This window comes from Lysinibacillus capsici, assembly GCF_020217405.1.
Lineage (GTDB): Bacteria > Bacillota > Bacilli > Bacillales_A > Planococcaceae > Lysinibacillus > Lysinibacillus capsici.
Window position 1 is genome coordinate 4,049,516 of record NZ_CP084108.1, and the last position, 17,387, is coordinate 4,066,902.

17 protein-coding genes are annotated in these 17,387 nt (G+C 36.9%); 6 read left to right on the forward strand and 11 right to left on the reverse strand.

The features are described 5' to 3' along the window. Window positions 1–59 precede the first annotated feature (59 nt). The 3 genes from LCP48_RS20100 to LCP48_RS20110 are packed head-to-tail and all read right to left on the reverse strand — an operon-like array spanning window position 60 to window position 759. Complete coding sequence (locus LCP48_RS20100) at window positions 60–257, reverse strand: gamma-type small acid-soluble spore protein (protein WP_004225630.1); 198 nt, start codon at window positions 255–257, stop codon at window positions 60–62. A gap of 14 nt (window positions 258–271) precedes the next feature. After that, window positions 272–481, reverse strand: a complete 210-nt coding sequence (locus tag LCP48_RS20105) for a hypothetical protein (RefSeq protein ID WP_004225632.1) — start codon at window positions 479–481, stop codon at window positions 272–274. Between the two features lie 44 nt (window positions 482–525). Continuing rightward, window positions 526–759, reverse strand: coding sequence for a hypothetical protein (locus LCP48_RS20110; protein WP_004225633.1), 234 nt, complete (start codon window positions 757–759; stop codon window positions 526–528). 135 nt (window positions 760–894) lie between these two features. Here LCP48_RS20110 and LCP48_RS20115 point away from each other — a divergent pair, with 135 nt between their 5' ends. Beyond that, on the forward strand, window positions 895–1,389 hold the full coding sequence (locus tag LCP48_RS20115; protein WP_004225636.1) for a L,D-transpeptidase family protein: 495 nt from the start codon (window positions 895–897) through the stop codon (window positions 1,387–1,389). 39 nt (window positions 1,390–1,428) lie between these two features. Here the strand turns inward: LCP48_RS20115 and LCP48_RS20120 are convergent, their stop codons facing one another. After that, window positions 1,429–2,196, reverse strand: coding sequence for a DUF2935 domain-containing protein (locus LCP48_RS20120; protein WP_004225637.1), 768 nt, complete (start codon window positions 2,194–2,196; stop codon window positions 1,429–1,431). A gap of 172 nt (window positions 2,197–2,368) precedes the next feature. Between LCP48_RS20120 and LCP48_RS20125 the strand changes: the two genes are divergently transcribed. Next, a complete protein-coding gene (locus LCP48_RS20125) occupies window positions 2,369–4,042 on the forward strand; it encodes a ribonuclease J (protein ID WP_009371564.1) in 1,674 nt (557 codons plus the stop codon). Window positions 4,043–4,086: 44 nt separating this feature from the next. Here the strand turns inward: LCP48_RS20125 and LCP48_RS20130 are convergent, their stop codons facing one another. Next, window positions 4,087–4,740 (reverse strand): restriction endonuclease subunit S domain-containing protein, encoded by a 654-nt coding sequence (locus tag LCP48_RS20130; RefSeq protein WP_225340475.1) that lies wholly within the window; start codon window positions 4,738–4,740, stop codon window positions 4,087–4,089. Window positions 4,741–4,951: 211 nt separating this feature from the next. Here LCP48_RS20130 and LCP48_RS20135 point away from each other — a divergent pair, with 211 nt between their 5' ends. Continuing rightward, window positions 4,952–5,341 carry a helix-turn-helix domain-containing protein gene (locus LCP48_RS20135; RefSeq protein ID WP_004225641.1) on the forward strand — a complete coding sequence of 130 codons (390 nt, stop codon included), beginning with the start codon at window positions 4,952–4,954 and terminating at the stop codon, window positions 5,339–5,341. A gap of 41 nt (window positions 5,342–5,382) precedes the next feature. On the opposite strand, the gene LCP48_RS20140 is transcribed toward LCP48_RS20135, so the two are convergent. Continuing rightward, complete coding sequence (locus tag LCP48_RS20140) at window positions 5,383–6,258, reverse strand: radical SAM/SPASM domain-containing protein (RefSeq protein WP_004225643.1); 876 nt, start codon at window positions 6,256–6,258, stop codon at window positions 5,383–5,385. Window positions 6,259–6,454: 196 nt separating this feature from the next. Between LCP48_RS20140 and LCP48_RS20145 the strand changes: the two genes are divergently transcribed. Then, on the forward strand, window positions 6,455–6,868 hold the full coding sequence (locus LCP48_RS20145) for a hypothetical protein (protein WP_004225645.1): 414 nt from the start codon (window positions 6,455–6,457) through the stop codon (window positions 6,866–6,868). Window positions 6,869–7,069: 201 nt separating this feature from the next. Here the strand turns inward: LCP48_RS20145 and LCP48_RS20150 are convergent, their stop codons facing one another. From LCP48_RS20150 to LCP48_RS20160, 3 genes are all read right to left on the reverse strand, one after another. Next, window positions 7,070–8,473, reverse strand: a complete 1,404-nt coding sequence (locus LCP48_RS20150) for a SpoVR family protein (protein WP_004225648.1) — start codon at window positions 8,471–8,473, stop codon at window positions 7,070–7,072. A gap of 44 nt (window positions 8,474–8,517) precedes the next feature. Further along, window positions 8,518–9,675 (reverse strand): sporulation protein YhbH, encoded by a 1,158-nt coding sequence (yhbH, locus tag LCP48_RS20155; RefSeq protein WP_004225650.1) that lies wholly within the window; start codon window positions 9,673–9,675, stop codon window positions 8,518–8,520. A gap of 282 nt (window positions 9,676–9,957) precedes the next feature. Beyond that, window positions 9,958–11,853 (reverse strand): PrkA family serine protein kinase, encoded by a 1,896-nt coding sequence (locus LCP48_RS20160; protein WP_039884612.1) that lies wholly within the window; start codon window positions 11,851–11,853, stop codon window positions 9,958–9,960. Window positions 11,854–12,065: 212 nt separating this feature from the next. Here LCP48_RS20160 and LCP48_RS20165 point away from each other — a divergent pair, with 212 nt between their 5' ends. Together LCP48_RS20165 and LCP48_RS20170 are read left to right on the forward strand one after the other, a co-directional pair. Then, on the forward strand, window positions 12,066–13,061 hold the full coding sequence (locus LCP48_RS20165; RefSeq protein WP_225340476.1) for a M23 family metallopeptidase: 996 nt from the start codon (window positions 12,066–12,068) through the stop codon (window positions 13,059–13,061). Between the two features lie 262 nt (window positions 13,062–13,323). Continuing rightward, complete coding sequence (locus LCP48_RS20170) at window positions 13,324–15,018, forward strand: methyl-accepting chemotaxis protein (RefSeq protein ID WP_004225653.1); 1,695 nt, start codon at window positions 13,324–13,326, stop codon at window positions 15,016–15,018. Between the two features lie 56 nt (window positions 15,019–15,074). Here LCP48_RS20170 and LCP48_RS20175 read toward each other — a convergent pair whose 3' ends face one another. Next, a complete protein-coding gene (locus LCP48_RS20175) occupies window positions 15,075–15,749 on the reverse strand; it encodes a hypothetical protein (protein WP_004225654.1) in 675 nt (224 codons plus the stop codon). 138 nt (window positions 15,750–15,887) lie between these two features. Next, a complete protein-coding gene (locus tag LCP48_RS20180; RefSeq protein WP_225340477.1) occupies window positions 15,888–17,378 on the reverse strand; it encodes a sodium:solute symporter family protein in 1,491 nt (496 codons plus the stop codon). Window positions 17,379–17,387 lie beyond the last annotated feature (9 nt).

The window sequence follows — 17,387 nt, forward strand, 5'->3', positions numbered from 1 at the left end:
TTTTCACCATTGTAAAATAAAAAGGGAAGAGCGCTCAATACCTTGCTCCTCCAAAACGTTTATTGTTGATGTTTGTGTATGTCTTGTTTGACTTCATCAATGTCTGTGTCGCTATAAATAGACGTACCATGTCCACCACCTTTAGCTAACAACGCCTTTACTTCATTATAGGATAATCCTGCCTGTGCATTTTTTTGCTTCACTTCATTAATATTTGTTCCTGCAGCTGTAAATTGGACGTCTTTTTCATGATTCATTGATTTTTCATCTCCTATAATTCATCTGGCTGCATTTCAATTAATTCGTCGCCTTCTCTTTTGACTCGCTTATTGAGTTCCTCTATCGGAATGGCATCCACAGTTTGCATATCCTCATGCAAATCGAAAAGACTAATTGTATCTGATTCAACCATGTCAGGCTTGTCCTTACTATTTAAATTCATGAACATTTTCTTTTCATGTGGTATTTTTTCGATATCCATTCTGTCACACTCCTTTTCCTATAATGTGTGTAATGCTGAACAGATTATGTGTCTTTCTCATTCGCACTTTTATTAATTCGATGATACTCAGCTATTTGAATAACTCGTACATGTTTTGTGTGCAGTTCATGGTATATCCCCCTACTATCCGTAAAGGAGATATATTGATCACGTTCATTTTTCACTAATTTTTCTGCCTCTTGTTGTGATTCAATAAAAATGAACCTTCGAACATAATGTACCTCATCAAAAAAATACGTAATTTTAAATTCCTTCATCTTTATGCCCCTTAATCCTGCAATGTCACCGCTTATTCTGTCCAGAAACTGAAAAATCTTGCATTCCTAAAATTACATCAAACATTCTGAAGCATATAGTAGAGCAATAAACCTTTGCATTGGAGGGACTAAAAATTGATTCATACAGTCAAAGCTGGTGAAACCCTTGTTCAAATTTCTCAAGATTACCGTACACCTTTGTCATCTATTCTCGCTGCTAATCTAGGAATTCAGCCTGACCATCTTTTCAGTGGTCAACAAATTATCATCCCCGGCTTGCCCGACCCCGAAGCAATTCCTTACCATATCGAGATATCCACCAATAATCGCTGGCTCCGTTTATATAAAAACAATATCCTTCAAAAACAATACCCAATTGCAGTTGGACGCATGCTTCACGAAACACCAGTAGGTAGTTTTATTATCATCAATAAAGCGCCAAACCCTGGCGGTCCTTTTGGTACGATGTGGATGAGTCTTTCTAAAGAACACTACGGAATTCATGGCACAAATGATCCTAGCTCTATTGGGCATGCTGTTTCACATGGGTGTATCCGCATGCAAAATCGAGATGTTGAAGAGCTAGCCAGTATTGTGCCAATAGGTACAGAGGTAGTGATTCACCCCTAACCAAAAAGGCTATCTAGTCAGCTTAGATAGCCTTTTGTTTTAATTATCTTGTTCTCTAGCCTGTGCAAGCTTTGTTAAATAGTATTGCTCTTCACGCCACATATGATCCGCCATCGGAGCTGTAAATGTACCTAGCACTTCTGCACTTAGCTCCATTTCTTCTAATTCTCTTAAGAATGTTTTAAATAATGTCATTTCAAGCTCAACATCTTTATTAAAGCGTTTTAAAGCAGGAAAGGAATCCATATTCGTACGTAAATAGCCTGTTAATTCTACGGCCTTTAAGTAAAATTGTTCAAAGTGTTGAGCAAACTCATGACTCTTTTGCTTCAAACGCTTCTCAACACCATCTAAATCATCATTAATAATGCCTGCGTGTCCAGTAGCATCTAAAAGCCAAACTAAATGATGATGAAGCTCATGAAAAATCGGTGGTGCTTCTCCTTTTTTCAAGTAATTCAGCACATTTTGGTATTCTTCTAATTCATTGACCATATGGTTGACAAACGTAGGCGTTAAATGAATCCCAATATCCCCCAATAGTTGATGTCTGAGTAGATGAAGCTTGAACTGCTTAAATTGCTCAACATTGTCGTCCACGGACACTGAAAAAGATACAGCATTTGAATCATCGAGCGATGGTACATATGCAAGTAGCTGCGAGAATTGATAAATATACGTATGGGCTCTTTGAATATCATCCTTTTCTGAGGGATAGAGGGCGTCATGAATAAATTGAGCGTGATTTTGCATGATTTCTAGCCAAAATCTATGCTCAAAAATAGCATGTTGCACAAAACTAGACAAAGCTTTACCTCCTTTTAATTTGATTTTAGAGAAATATTCTTGTTATCTCTCCATTCTATTCTTTACATTTTACAGTTAGTCGTATAGCAAATTTCGTATAGGATGAAATGCTAAAAGCTATACTACTTATGGCAAAAGCATTTAGATATTTAAGACTATAGGAGGGAATACGTTGTCAACAAGTAAACAGCTATTATCCATATTCGCCCTTGGTGGGATAAATGAAATTGGTAAAAATATGTATGTAGTACAATATGCAGATGACATAATTATTATTGATTGCGGAGCAAAATTTCCTGATGAAACCCTGCTCGGAATTGATTTAATCATTCCAGATATTACGTATTTACTTGATAATAAGGAGAAAATTAAGGCATTAATTGTCACGCATGGACATGAAGATCATATTGGTGGTATTCCTTACTTACTAAAAAAATTAAATGTCCCTGTGTATGCTACCCGATTCACACTTGGACTTATTGAATTAAAGCTTAAGGAACATAAACTCTTACGAGAAACCGATTTAATTGAAATTCATGCAGACTCAGCTCTACATTTAGGACAATTCGATGTTAGTTTCTTTAGAACCAATCATAGTATACCCGATTGTTTAGGTATTGTTTTAGCCACTCCCGAAGGAAACGTTGTCCATACTGGAGACTTTAAATTTGACCTAACGCCTGTTAACAACCAATATGCTGATATTCATAAAATGGCTGAAATCGGTTCAAATGGTGTGCTAGTTCTTATCTCGGAAAGTACAAATGCGGAAAGACCAGGTTTGACGCCTTCAGAGCAACTTGTAGGGCATCATATTGAGGAAGCCTTTTTACATGCTGAACGAAAAGTAATCATCTCTACCTTTGCTTCAAATGTTAATCGTATTCAGCAAATTGTACATGCAGCAATTGCAACCAATAGGAAACTAGCTTTAGTAGGGCGTAGCATGGTCAATGTCGTTGATGTCGCAATTGAACGAGGTTATTTATTTGTACCAGAAGATCTGTTAATTGATGCACGAGAGGTCAAATACCTCCCTCCAGAAGAGGTGGTGGTCCTCTGCACAGGTAGCCAAGGCGAGCCTCTAGCTGCACTTGCAAGAATAGCAAATGGTAATCATCGTGAAATTAAAGTTTTACCAGACGATACAGTCATTCTTGCCGCTTCACCAATCCCCGGTAATGAAAAGGGTGTTTCTCGTATTGTGGACAATTTGTTTCAGCTTGGTGCTAAAGTTATTTATGGTTCTTCCAGTCATACAGGTATGCATGTATCAGGACATGGTCATCAAGAGGACTTAAAACTTATGCTGACGTTTATGAAGCCTAAATTTTTCATACCTATTCATGGTGAGTATCGTATGTTACATCAACATCGTTTATTAGCAGAATCTATTGGCGTTCAAAAGGGGCATACATTTATTATGAAAAATGGGGATGTTGTTGATATTGAAAATTCAAAGGCAAGGCAAACACGGAAAATTCCTGCTGGGGATACCTATGTAGATGGGATTGGCATTGGTGAGGTCGAAGGAATTGTCCTGCGTGATCGCAAGCAACTTTCAGAAGATGGAATGCTTGTTATTGTATTGACACTCAATAAAGCTGATGGTGCTTTTATCTCAGAACCCGATACCATTTCACGTGGTTTTGTTTATGCTAAAGATTTCGAGGCACTGTTAACTAAAGTCAATGTGCTTACCAAAGAAATCGTCAATGAGCTTCAAGAAGAGAGCAGACAGCAAATACATGTTCTTCGCCGAGAAATTAAAAGAGCTGTTGGACAATATTTATTTACCCAAACAAAACGTAAGCCCATGATTTTACCAATTATTATTGAAATTTAACAAGTCGGTGCAAGGATTGCCCAATCCATTTGCACCGACTTATGTTAATTGCTCAACCTTTGAAAGGAATCATTTAGGAAATCTCCATTATAAACCTTATGTAACATATCAGCATATAGATATTGGAGCTGGTCAAAGCTATGATGTAAGTTTTTTGCATGCTGATTTACTTGTTTTGACACATTATCGAAATACTGTGGAAGTTTTTCTACCGCTGTGACTAAAGAATCTTTATTCATTAATAAATGCTGAATAGTGTTTAATAGTTGAGCTGCTCTATGCTGTATATCAAGAGGAGGTAATTCAATTATTAAACGAAAGATAGGACGCTTCTCTTTATTTATTTGATACCATTTAAAAAAGTGAAATAAATAGTCACTAACAACAATGGATTCATTTGGAATAATGGCAATGATATCATGACCGATGCATACAGCTTTTTTACATTGATAAATAATGGTTTCCTTTAAATTTAATTTATTGAGTAGAATGCTTTTTGCAGGCACTAGTGACAAATTTAATGAATCAATCGTGTGATCAACCTTTGGCACTTGACTTGCATCATCATCTACCAGTAATTTCAATAGTGTTGCTTTGGTGATAAAAGGAGTACCTTCCCTTTTAAACCACTGATCGTTCGCAATTAAATGACCAATTTGGACTTTTGCTATTTCTTCTAAAAAAAACTGCTTCACCATGTATGAACCCTCCAATCCTCTGTCCCAATTAATACCCTGAATACAATCTTCATTAACGCATACCTAGTTATTTATTTAGATCATTTGTCTAGATAAAAGTATTACTCTAAATATTGTACCATTTAAATGTAACATTTTCTCTATTATACCACTATAATAGTATAGTCATTTCCATTGTTTTTCACTAGCTTTTAACATAGAGGTGAATCATATGTCAGATTTTTTAAAGCTAGTAGGTGAACAACTTCGGATTATTCGATTATCCAAAGGACTTAGCCAAGAAGAAGTGGCTGAAAGAACAGGGAAGTTAGGTTTCAGTAAAGGAAGAGTTTCCAATATTGAGCATGGACAATCTAATATTACCTTAAGTACTTTGGAAACAATCATGAAGGCATTAGACATTACCCCTGAGGAGCTATTTAATTTTCAAAAATTATCTGGCGTTACTGATATTGAGGAGAAAAACCTCATGCTAGACATTCATCGCTCATTATTAAGAGAACGAAATTTAGACGAGGTAAAATATGTAGTTCGTATAACGAAGGATTTTTTAGATACGATTGATTCTCAATCAAAGAAAAACAGCTCTAACGGTCAATGACCATTGGAGCTGCTTTTTTATTTCAAAGTAACTTTTAGTAGCTACATACCAAACTTTTGACGATAGCCGCATTTTCTACATAATTCTTCCACAGCTTCTCTTCTTGAGAAGCCTTCAACAATCTTGTTGGCACGCTCCCCTTCTACAATGTCGGAGAAGGACTTTTCATGTACATTTCCTAAATTAATCACACCTTCCCCATCCAAACAGCAAGGTACAACGGTACCATCCACCAATATAGCCGCTTGACTACGCAGTGCATGACAAAAACCCTTGCCTTCATCCTCTGGCTCTAGAAGACTTGGCCATCTAAACTCATGATCCTGATTTAAATACACATGAGGGGCAATTTTTACCCCTTTACCAGGTTCTACTTTTTCTTCTATACGATAATCAAGATGATACTCATTTTCTAATATTTCTAAAGTCTCGCGGTTGCGACGAGCTGCAACATCCGAAACATGATCCTGTTGTAGATTCCATAAACGATAGGAAATAATCGTATTGAATTCCCTAGAATCTCGCACAAAATCCAAAATATCCTCTAAATATTTTTCACGATTTTCGGAGCCTTCATGCCCATCAAAGCTATGCAACGAGAAATTAATTTGACGTAACGCTGGCTTTCCTAATATTTTCTCGCGATTTTTTTTGATTAGCGTACCATTCGTTGTAATATTGACTTTGAATCCTTTTGCATGTGCAGCATCTAATAGTTGATCAATTCTTGGATGTAGTAAAGGCTCTCCTTTCACATGCAAATAAATATATTTTGTATGTGGACGAATTTCATCTAATATTTTATTAAATTGTTCGACTTTTATAAGCCCCTTTGCACGCGCTGTAGGTGGACAAAAACTGCATGCTAAATTACAAACACTCGTAATTTCTATATAAACCTTTTTAAATGTTCTCAATGTTGCTTCTCCGTTCCCATTCACTAAATAATCAAATCTCATTCATTTTAACAAATTTATTGGATAGATAGCAAAAATCGTTGAGCTTCCCTCTGGACACTCCTACCTTTTCTCTAGGTAACATGGCTACACGTACAGGTGGGTTCAAGAAGCGCTAATATCCTAATAGTAATAGGAAAGGAAGGGAGGAGAAACGATGTCTGGTTTTAATTCTAAAAAATTTTATGGACCTGACGAACCTGAGCAGGAATCCTCTAACAAGCAAGGGAAAAATCATATAACAATAAATTTCACATTCAATATAGGAAATACTGATTTTCACTTTGAGCAACGTGCAGAAGGCGGAGGCCAAATCAATCATGATGTAGGCACAAATGCCAACCAAGGTGGACAAAATGCTAGTAACGGTAGTCATACACGCAACGTCAATTCGCAATTTGCTGACGGTAATGGAAGAAGTGGTATTGCTGGTAATAATAATGACGAGGCTGGTGGGCAACAAGGCATTAAAGTACGGGATAGTCTTGTCATTGAAAGTGATATTCATTCATCCTCTAACCATAGTGAAAGTAATGAAGAAACTGATGTATTAACTGAAGAAGATAAGTAGATTGGTTTCAAAAAGAACATGTCAGTAGTAAAAAAAGGCCATTTGACACGAAGAGGCTCTGTGCTCTGCCACTGGAAAACAAGTAGCCTGCAACCAATTGTTGAACTTTCACAAAAATACTATTGATGGTTTTGTTTTTCAACACGATGAAAAAACTTCTATCTGCTTGATGGTACCCTCAACAGATAGAAGTTTTTTTTATTATACATTGCGTTTATAGTTTTTTGTGCCGTCATATGAATAAAGCATCGGCTTTTTATCCACATAGGTTTCTAAATGAACAGGACGTCCCCATAGCTGGTAAATATAAGGTAATACATTTTCTAAATAGTGTGGATCTAACTCCATCCCTTCATAGCCATGAACTAAATATAGCTCGCCATTCCTCAAATAATCACCATTTTTTACTACAATGTATGGGAAGCCACCGTTTACACGCATGGATACAAGTTGATCGCGAACCATCTCGTGATCCTTATCCGTTATACGATATTCATTCCCTTTCTTTTGGAATAAGTACAAATCTTCACGCTTCGTTAAATCCTTTGTTAAATAGTTTCGAATAAAGGAAATATCTGATTCTACTTCTCTTACCTCAAAAATCTTTTCACGTCCCATATTTGGCAAAACACCTAACCGTTTCATTTCCTCAGTAGGGTTATTATAGCGATTTTCAATATCCTCGAAAATTTTAATCCCAAGATAATATGGATTAATCGATGTTTTGGAGGGCTGCACAACCCCCGCATTTAATTTGGCATATTCGATAGTTTCAGCAGTAGTTAACTTTAGCTCCCGCATGATTCGTTGATGCCAGAAAGAGGCCCAACCCTCATTCATTATTTTAGTTTCTAATTGAGGCCAAAAATAAAGCATTTCCTCTCGCATCATTGTTAATATATCTCGTTGCCAGTCTTCCAATTCACGGCTATGCTCCTCTAAGAATAACAATAGGTCCTTTTCTGGCTGAGGAGGAAATTGCTTTAATCTGCGTCGGATTGGTTTATAAACTTTTTCTTTTTCTTCTATACTCCATAAATCATCATACGGTGATTTTGTTGGTGGTTTTTCCTCCTCAAGCTCATCCTCCTCACTCCAGGATAGCTTCGGTCTTAAAATGGATGGATCAATATGTTCTTGAATAGCTAAAACAGCATCTAAAAACTTCTCCACCTCATCTTTACCATACTCTCTCTCATAGCCAGCTATTCGCTCAGCAGTTGCGGTCATACTTTCTACCATATCTCTTCTTGTATTAGAAAAACGTATATTATTTTTGAAGAAATCGCAGTGCGCTAGAACATGGGCAATAATCAATTTATTTTGGGTTAAAGTATTAGTATCGAGTAAAAATGCATAGCAAGGATTTGAATTAATGACAAGCTCATAAATCTGACTAAGTCCTAAATCATATTGAAGCTTCATTTTATGAAATTGTTTTCCAAAGCTCCAATGGGAAAAGCGCGTGGGCATACCGTAGGCGCCAAATGTATAAATAATATCCGCTGGACAAATTTCGTAACGCATTGGATAAAAATCTAAGCCAAAGCTTGAGGCAATTTCGGTAATTTCATCTATTGCTCGATGAAGCTCTTTTGTGTTCATTTTACGCCCCCTCCTTTGAACGTGGTGCTGAGGATACTTCCATGTTACTCTTCACTTTTCTTGAAAAAGCTCTTTAAGGCGTCATAGACATCGCCTTTTTTTCTCAAAATATGGTATCTGAATTTAGGATCATCAATTTTTTTATACGTATACATAAGCGTTGAGAATCGGTTATGCTGATTCACCTCACCATAGCCAAACATGCTGGATACGTCCATTAACTCCCCTACTAGCTTCAGGCACTTTTCATTGTCCATCGATATATTTTCACCGTCTGAAAAATGGACAGGATAAATATTGTAGCGAGACGGATGATATTTATCCTGAATTAATTCCAATGCCTTTTTATAAGCTGAAGAACAAATAGTGCCACCACTTTCGCCCTTAGTAAAAAACTCCTCTTCTGTGACAACCTTTGCCTCAGTATGATGGGCAATAAATTCAATTTCTACTGTTTCATATTTTGACCGTAAAAACTTCGTCATCCAAAAGAAGAAGCTTCTCGCACAATATTTTTCAAATGCTCCCATTGAGCCACTTGTATCCATCATGGCGAGCACTACTGCTTTGGATTCTGGCTTCTCCACTTCATCCCATGTTTTAAAACGTAAATCGTCATTGTGGATTGGCGTTATTTCTGCTTTCCCATGCATCGCATTGCGCTTTAATGCATTTAAAATGGTACGCTTTTTATCGACATTACCCATGAGACCTTTTTTTCGAATATCATTAAACTCTATTTTTTCTGTTTTGATATCTGCCTTTTCTTTCTGCTGTAAATTTGGTAATTCTAGTTCATGAAATAAAACATTTTGAATTTCCTCAATACTGACTTCTGCTTCATAATAATCTTGGCCAGGCTTGTCACCCGCTTCTTTTCCTTTACCGGGAGCCTGATTGGCCTTACTGCCATCACGCGCCACTACATCTCCAACACTACTATCCCCTTGTCCCTGCCCTACATGCTTAGAATTATCATGGTTATATCGTATTTTATATTCATCAAGTGACCGAATTGGTATCTTAATAACCTCGCGACCATTGGACATCACAATACTTTCTTCGCTAACTAAATCAGGTAAATTATTTTTAATCGCATCTTTCACTTTTTCCATATGGCGTTGTTGGTCCTGGTGCCCTTTACGATGGAGGGACCAATTTTCCTGAGAAATGACAAAGCGTTTATTTTCGTGTTCAGTCATTTTTATCCTCACCCATCTATCAAATTCGCTTTTTCTATACTATGCTTGTGAGCCAAATTTTTGAACTTTTTTCATAAAATCAATTGTATATCTATTAATCACACCTCAATGCGTCCAGATTTTTTTGTCCATGAACGAAAGTTTCTCTTCAAAGTCTCGGACATCCTCTGGAGCTTTTTGTTGATTCCGTCAAATCATAAATCTCTCCTCCTGATAATAAAAGGAGTGCCCTAAAATTGGGACACTCCTATCTGACTTGGAACAATGAACATCAAGTTATCGTTATCGATTTAGCAAACTTCCTACATACTGTAGCAACTCATTTGCTGATGTTGTATTATAGCCATGTTCATCAACAAGCCTTGCCACAACCTCATTAATCTTCTTCAGTTGCGATTCATCTGGCATTTTAGAAGAAGTAGTAATTTTCACGATATCTTTCAAATCTGCAAATAATTTCTTCTGAATGGCTTCTCGCAATCTTTCATGAGAATTATAATCAAAGCGTTTACCTTTTCGTGCATAGGCAGAAATTCGAATGAGAATTTCTTCACGGAATGCCTTTTTAGCATTTTCTGAAATGCCAATTTGCTCCTCAATCGAGCGCATTAATTTTTCATCTGGGTTCATTTCTTCCCCAGTAAGTGGATCATAAATTTTATTTTTATTACAAAATGCTTCTACATTATCGAGGTAGTTGTTCATCAATGTTTTTGCCGATTCCTCATAGGAGTACACAAAAGCCTTTTGTACTTCGTTTTTAGCAATTTCATCATATTCTCTACGAGCAACCGCAATGTAATTCATGTATTTTTCCCGATCCTCTTGAGAAATAGATGCATGCTGATCTAACCCATCCTTCAATGCTCGTAAAACGTCTAATGCATTTATCGATGGTATCTCTTTGCGGATAATAGCAGAAGAAATACGGTTAATAATATAGCGTGGATCAATACCGTTCATGCCTTCATTCGGGAACTCCTTCTTCAGCTCCTCTAAGTCAACGGAATTAAATCCCTCCACATTTTCTCCGTCGTACAAGCGCATTTTTTTAATTAGATCCACACCTTGTTTTTTCGGAACTTCCAAACGAGTGAGAACCGAAAAGATTGCTGCGGCCTTTAAAGCATGCGGTGCAATATGGACATGGGACATATCGCTCTCTTTTATCATCTTTTCATAAATATGCTCTTCCTGACTAACTTTGAGGTTGTAGGGAATTGGCATAACGATAATTCGAGAATGTAATGCCTCATTCTTTTTGTTTGAAATAAATGAACGATACTCTGTTTCATTTGTATGAGCAACGATTAACTCATCTGCACTAATTAAAGCAAATCTTCCTGCTTTGAAATTTCCTTCCTGTGTTAGCGATAATAAATTCCATAAGAATTTTTCATCTAATTTTAGCATCTCCTGGAATTCCATCATTCCTCTATTGGCCTTATTCAGCTCCCCATCAAAGCGGTAAGCTCGAGGATCCGACTCTGAACCAAATTCACCGATTGTAGAAAAATCAATACTTCCAGTTAAATCTGCAATATCTTGTGATTTAGGGTCTGATGGTGTAAATGTCCCTATACCCACACGTTTATCTTCTGAAAAAGTAATACGTTCAATCATTACATTTTCAATGCGTCCATCGTATTCCTTTTCAAGACGCATTGTATTTAAAGGCGATAAACTTCCTTCAATTCTAATCCCATATTCCTCAAAGAACTCATTACGCAAATGATGTGGAATTAAATGGAGCGGATCTTCATGCATTGGACATCCCTTAATTGCATAAACTGCACCTTCATCTGTTCGCGAATATTGCTCTAATCCGCGTTTTAGTAAGGTAACAATAGTTGATTTACCACCACTAACTGGTCCCATTAATAATAAAATACGTTTTCTAACATCTAACCTGCGTGCTGCTGGATGGAAATATTCCTCCACCAGTCTTTCAATTGCTGTTTCAAGCCCAAAAATTTCTTGTCCGAAAAATTTGTACATTTTTTGCCCATCGCGTTCCTCTACACCAGAACTTTTTATCATATTGTAGACGCGTGAATGGGCTGTTTGAGCAACTTCAGGTCTTTCCCTAATGATGTTTAAATAATCTGCAAATGTCCCTTCCCACTTCAGCCTGTTTTCTTCTTCGCGATAGTTTTTCACTTTATCTAAAATGTTAATAGCCTTCCCTCCATTCAGGGCTTGATTTATAACATAGTATGAAGTTAATGGCATGATGATACCATTACTTTTTCTTTGATGAAGTTTCTTCTTATTATTTCTATTTTTTGGGGCAAAAAAATTGCGGATATATCAACTGTTTTCAAACATAGAACCTTACTGAATGAAGATAAAAATTTCGGTTATTCTAACGTTAGAAAGGAGGTCCATCATTGCATCGCCATCTTATATTTCTTTTCACATTTTTATTTTTAGGGATTATGTTGTACCCTTCTGCCTCTTTTGCTAAGGAGGATCTTACAGAAGAAGAAATTTTACAGCAGCGTATGTCCTATTATGTACAATTCGATGAATTACTCATTCCATGGCATTTTTTAGCTGCTATCGATCAGTATGAGAGAAACCTACAATCAGTTCGTAAAGACATCCCTAAACGAGAAGGCTATTTGGCTATCCAATTTTCTGATGAATACTGGTCAGGTGCATTAAATCCTGTAAAGGAAGACACTTCTCCTGAGACAATTAGCTATTTCGGAGGAATGGGCCTTGATGGTAATCATGATGGAATCGCTAGTCCAAAGGATGATGAGGATGTCATATTTTCGATGGCTAGTTATTTAGGGAAATTTGGAACGACTGATGAGGATTTTAAATTAGCTTTATGGGAATATTACGGAAGCGAAGAAGCAGTCAATCAGATATTTACCATCTCCACATTGTACAGACATTTTAAAACCATTGAACTTGATGCACATACCTTCCCGCTAAATATCCGATCTGATTACAGTTACCGGGGCACTTGGGGCGCCAATCGCGGTTGGGGTGGACGCCGTATTCATGAGGGAACTGATATTTTTGCCAGCTATGGAACACCTGTATTATCTACCTCTTTTGGAGTTGTTGAGGTAAAAGGATGGAATCAATTTGGTGGCTGGCGTATTGGTATTCGCGACAATCATAATTCCTACCACTATTATGCCCACCTCGGTAGCTATCATAAGGAAATTGAAGTAGGTACAATTGTAAAACCTGGTACTGTTCTTGGCTATGTTGGAAGCTCTGGATATGGAAAAGAAGGTACATCGGGCAAATTCCCTCCACATCTTCATTATGGTATTTATAAATTTAATGGAAAAACTGAATGGGCTTTTGACCCTTATCCTTCCCTTCTACAGTGGGAGCGCAAGGCGAAAAATCAAAAACAATAAAGAATATTTTACTTATGGCACTTGAAGCATTTTGCTTCAGGTGCATTTTCTTTCTACATAGGAAATTATACACAAATATATAAAATAGTTGTTAGACATCTATATATATTTAACTATTAATATAAGGAAAATAATTATATCATTGTACTAAAAAACTATTTTTAAATATTTCTATCGAAAGGCTTATTAATACGCATAATTAGTTATAAAATAATACTTGTGTTGAAAAAATTTCTCAATGAGATAGTAAAGGGATGGGAAAATGAAAGGCATTATCAAGTTTAAAACACTTAAAACTCGAATTTTAAGTGCATTTATTCTTTTGTTAGTTTTAGTAGTTAGCTTTACAACCTACACTTACAATTCCAATACAAATATGGAAAAACAGGCAAAAGATTTAGTAAAAGAAGATTTAGTTGTTCTAAATGCAAGTAAAAATTTAGCACTTTCTATGAGTGTCCGCCTATCTGCAGCGTTAAATTATGTGTTGACAGGTGACGAAAAATACAAAGAATCATTTGATGAGTATCGCAAAATGGCTGAGGAAAATAACGCTATTCTAGACAAATATGAAAAATCAGATGAACGCGATCAACTTGTATCAATCGCCCGTGATTGGAGTACCCTTGTTAATACAGAGGTATTTGATATCTATCAAAAGGGCAATAAAGAATTAGCTTTAGAAAATTTAATGGATACACATGAACTCGTAACGAAAGTGCGATACGGTTACGAAAAACTGGCAGATGAACGTGCTAAAGCCATTACAGATGTTGGTAACGATGTTGTATCAACTAGCTCGGAGAATCGAACAATTGGTATCGCCTTTAGCTTGATTCTAACGATAGCTGGTATTCTAATTGCCATTATCACAGCCAGTACCATTTCTAAACCTGTTACAGTCGTAGCTGACCGAATGAAAGAATTAGCAGATGGAAATTTACAACTAGAGCCTCTACCTGTAAAAACGCGTGATGAAATTGGAACGTTAATGGTAGCTGCCAATGACATGAACGAAAAATTAAAACAAACGATCCATTCTATCTACACGGTTTCTGAAACAGTAGCAGCTAGTAGTGAAGAACTTGCTCAATCATCAAATGAGGTACAAGCAGGTACTGAGCAAATTACAGTAACGATGCAAGAGCTGGCATCGGGTACAGAAACACAGGCATCTACCACAGGTGATTTGGCAGAAACAATGACAGCATTTAAGCGTAGCATTCACGACACTACACAAGAGGGCATTGAATTAAGCGAACATTCTAGTCATGTTCAGAAATTAACGGTTTCAGGGAAAAGTTTAATGGTTCAATCTACCCAACAAATGGCTACAATAAATGAAATTGTATTAGACTCTGTGAAAAAGGTGGAAAATTTAAATGAACAGTCTGCTGAAATATCCAAGCTTGTGTCAGTTATCGATGATATTTCAAACCAAACAAATTTACTTGCATTAAATGCAGCAATCGAAGCAGCTCGAGCTGGTGAGCATGGCAAGGGCTTTGCTGTTGTGGCAGATGAAGTCCGAAAGCTTGCTGAGCAAGTACAGTTCTCTGTCACAGATATTGCAACAATTGTCCACCGTATTCAAGGTGAGACTGGCAATGTAACATCTGCCCTTCAGACTGGCTATGAGGAAGTAAAAAGAGGAACAACACAGCTAGATGAGACAAATGAAACATTTGAAAAAATTTCTGATGCTGTAGGAGATATGATTGATAATATTTCAACCATTTCAACGAATTTAAATCAGCTTGCTCAAAATTCGGAAACCATTAATGCTTCTATTGATGATATGGCCTCTATTTCACAGGAATCCGCTGCTGGCGTTGAGCAAACAACAGCAACTGTTGAGGAAACCGCCGCTACAATGGACGAAATCGCTAGAAGTGCAAATCAGCTTGCTGGAATGGCCGAGGAGTTAAATACGCAGCTACAGCAATTTAAAATTTAATCATCTAAACGACAAAGGCTATCTCACATTTTTCTATTTTGAGATAGCCTTCTCTCTTATTGCCAATGACTTATGGGCACTCGTTCCAATTCATGACGTTTAATAATAACACTTATCTTTTGAAACCATTTCTCACAAAGCTCCATGGCTTCTTTATAGTCATCTTCCTCTTTTGATATGGGATCTTCACTATTATCCATGAACATATATTCTTGAATAGGCTCTGATAAATGATCTACTACTAGCTTTAACGATAGCTGTGAGATTGTATCTTCTTCTACCTCCTCTTCTTCTACTTCCTCTGCTTCAGCAAGTAAGGAACCACTCATTAGATGATTCTTTGTTCTAACCGTAAATACTTCATCTTCCATGATGGCAACCTCATATATTCTGTTAAATGGAACCTCTATTATTTTTAGTTCTTCGTCTAAAGCTTCTCTTCGTGCGAAAATAAGCGTGTTTGTCTGCTCATTTAACAATAAAGCATTTAAAGCATCATTGGAAACTGTACAATGTGTATGAGGAATAGCCATTATCTCCTCCTCACTAGCTTCCGTCATGGCTGTCAAAGTTTGTATGACAATATAACGCTCTTTTAAATAACGGATACACCCTAGACCGACTAAAGCCAACCCAATTAAAAAAAATAGTTGCTTAATAATGACTAATTCAATGGCATTTGCTAGATAAAGATAGACAATCCCTAATAAAATGAAGAAAATATTTTTCATTCAATTCCCGCCTTTATCAAGTTAATCACTAGAAAAAATTCAGATGATGTACTAGCAATAGTATTCTTGATTCTATCTTTTCATTCTAATAAAAAACACGAATTCATTGAACTTTACAATGAATCCGTGCTTTTGCTTTTAACGACCAATTAGCTCTTCTTTACTACTTACGTCGTCTAATGTTTTATCTTTTTCTATTTTGTGCATCTCAAGAACATGCTCAGATGGTGGAACGAGTAAGCTCACCACGACAATTGTGATACCAGTTATAACAACACCCGAAAATACAGGAGCCTGCCATAATTCATTTAATAGACCTATGAAGCCTTCTGATTGTATTGTCAGACTAGGGACGAATGTTAGTGATGTCACAATGTAATAAACTAAGCCAACGGAAATACTTGCCCAAACTGCTGGTGTACTGACACGTTTCCAAAATGGTCCTAAAACGATTGGCCAGAATATTGTTACGAATATAATATCCCAAGCTAAATAAGCTAAATCAATTACTTTTTGGAAGCTTACAGCTAGCACTAAACCTAATAAAGCACTAGCTAGAATAATAGATCGTGAAAATCTTAATAGTTTTTTAGGATCAGGATTATGATTAATAAAATCTAAATAAATATTCTTTGTCACAATCCCTGAAGTCGCTACATAACATGCAGCTACTGTAGACATCCCCATGGCTGCCATGGCTGTTAAGAAAATAGCTGCTAATAAAGGTGGGAAATAACCTTGTGCAAAGGTAAGCATCAATGTTTCCGGGTTTGTGCTCTCAGGATAAATAGACTTAAAGGCTTCCCCTAGCATCCCTGGAATCCAGCTAATTGTAATGACAATAATACCTGCAATAATCATGCTTCGTTGTGCCACTCGCGGACTTTTCGCAGCAGCTACCCTCTGCCCAAGGTCAACTGCAGGGATATCTCCAAGTGCTAGTACAAGATACAAAGTCCAGAATTCTGCTCCTGCTTTCTCAAATAATGTACTAATATTCCACCACTCAGGATTAAATGTAACGTCTGGATAGTAAAACAAAATAAAAATGGTAATACCCAAAATACCTGCCACTGCAAGCGCACCTTGTACGATTTCAGTATAGGCAACAGCCCATAAACCACCAATAACTGAATAAATAGCCGTTAGCGATACAAATAGCAGCGCCGCAGGTATAAAATCAATTTGCAACAATTGCTGAATAATATACGTTCCACCAACTGTTAACGCCGCTGCATTAAAAACACCAAAAGCAATTGCCATAACAACCCCTGTATAGGCTCCTAGCTTTTTACTGCCATAGCGTAAACCGTAGTAATCTGCTAATGTCCAGCCCTTTAGACGTCGTAATGGCTTTGTCCAAATGAGTGCTCCAAGAATCATACAAGTCCCTAGACCCCCCATTGTTGCCGAACCTTCAAACCCACCACTTGTATAGCCAGAGCCTACCGCTGCAAAAAAGAAGGGTGCTGCTAATAAAGCAGCGACTAAACTACCCGTTACAACGGATAAAGGCATGCTCCAGCCAGCAACAATTAAATCCTCGGCTGTGTTGACACGCTTATAGCCTTTATAGCCAATATAATAGATAAATAATAAGTATAAGCAAAAGATAATAATATTTAACATTATTTACTC

What these genes read in the sequence shown, in the direction of transcription:
- LCP48_RS20100 (WP_004225630.1), bottom strand. Translation starts at nt 257, where the DNA reads ATGAATCATGAAAAAGACGTCCAATTTACAGCTGCAGGAACAAATATT.
- LCP48_RS20105 (WP_004225632.1), bottom strand. Translation starts at nt 481, where the DNA reads ATGGATATCGAAAAAATACCACATGAAAAGAAAATGTTCATGAATTTA.
- LCP48_RS20110 (WP_004225633.1), bottom strand. Translation starts at nt 759, where the DNA reads ATGAAGGAATTTAAAATTACGTATTTTTTTGATGAGGTACATTATGTT.
- LCP48_RS20130 (WP_225340475.1), bottom strand. Translation starts at nt 4,740, where the DNA reads ATGGTGAAGCAGTTTTTTTTAGAAGAAATAGCAAAAGTCCAAATTGGT.
- LCP48_RS20135 (WP_004225641.1), top strand. Translation starts at nt 4,952, where the DNA reads ATGTCAGATTTTTTAAAGCTAGTAGGTGAACAACTTCGGATTATTCGA.
- LCP48_RS20145 (WP_004225645.1), top strand. Translation starts at nt 6,455, where the DNA reads ATGTCTGGTTTTAATTCTAAAAAATTTTATGGACCTGACGAACCTGAG.
- LCP48_RS20150 (WP_004225648.1), bottom strand. Translation starts at nt 8,473, where the DNA reads ATGAACACAAAAGAGCTTCATCGAGCAATAGATGAAATTACCGAAATT.
- yhbH (WP_004225650.1), bottom strand. Translation starts at nt 9,675, where the DNA reads ATGACTGAACACGAAAATAAACGCTTTGTCATTTCTCAGGAAAATTGG.
- LCP48_RS20170 (WP_004225653.1), top strand. Translation starts at nt 13,324, where the DNA reads ATGAAAGGCATTATCAAGTTTAAAACACTTAAAACTCGAATTTTAAGT.
- LCP48_RS20175 (WP_004225654.1), bottom strand. Translation starts at nt 15,749, where the DNA reads ATGAAAAATATTTTCTTCATTTTATTAGGGATTGTCTATCTTTATCTA.
- LCP48_RS20180 (WP_225340477.1), bottom strand. Translation starts at nt 17,378, where the DNA reads ATGTTAAATATTATTATCTTTTGCTTATACTTATTATTTATCTATTAT.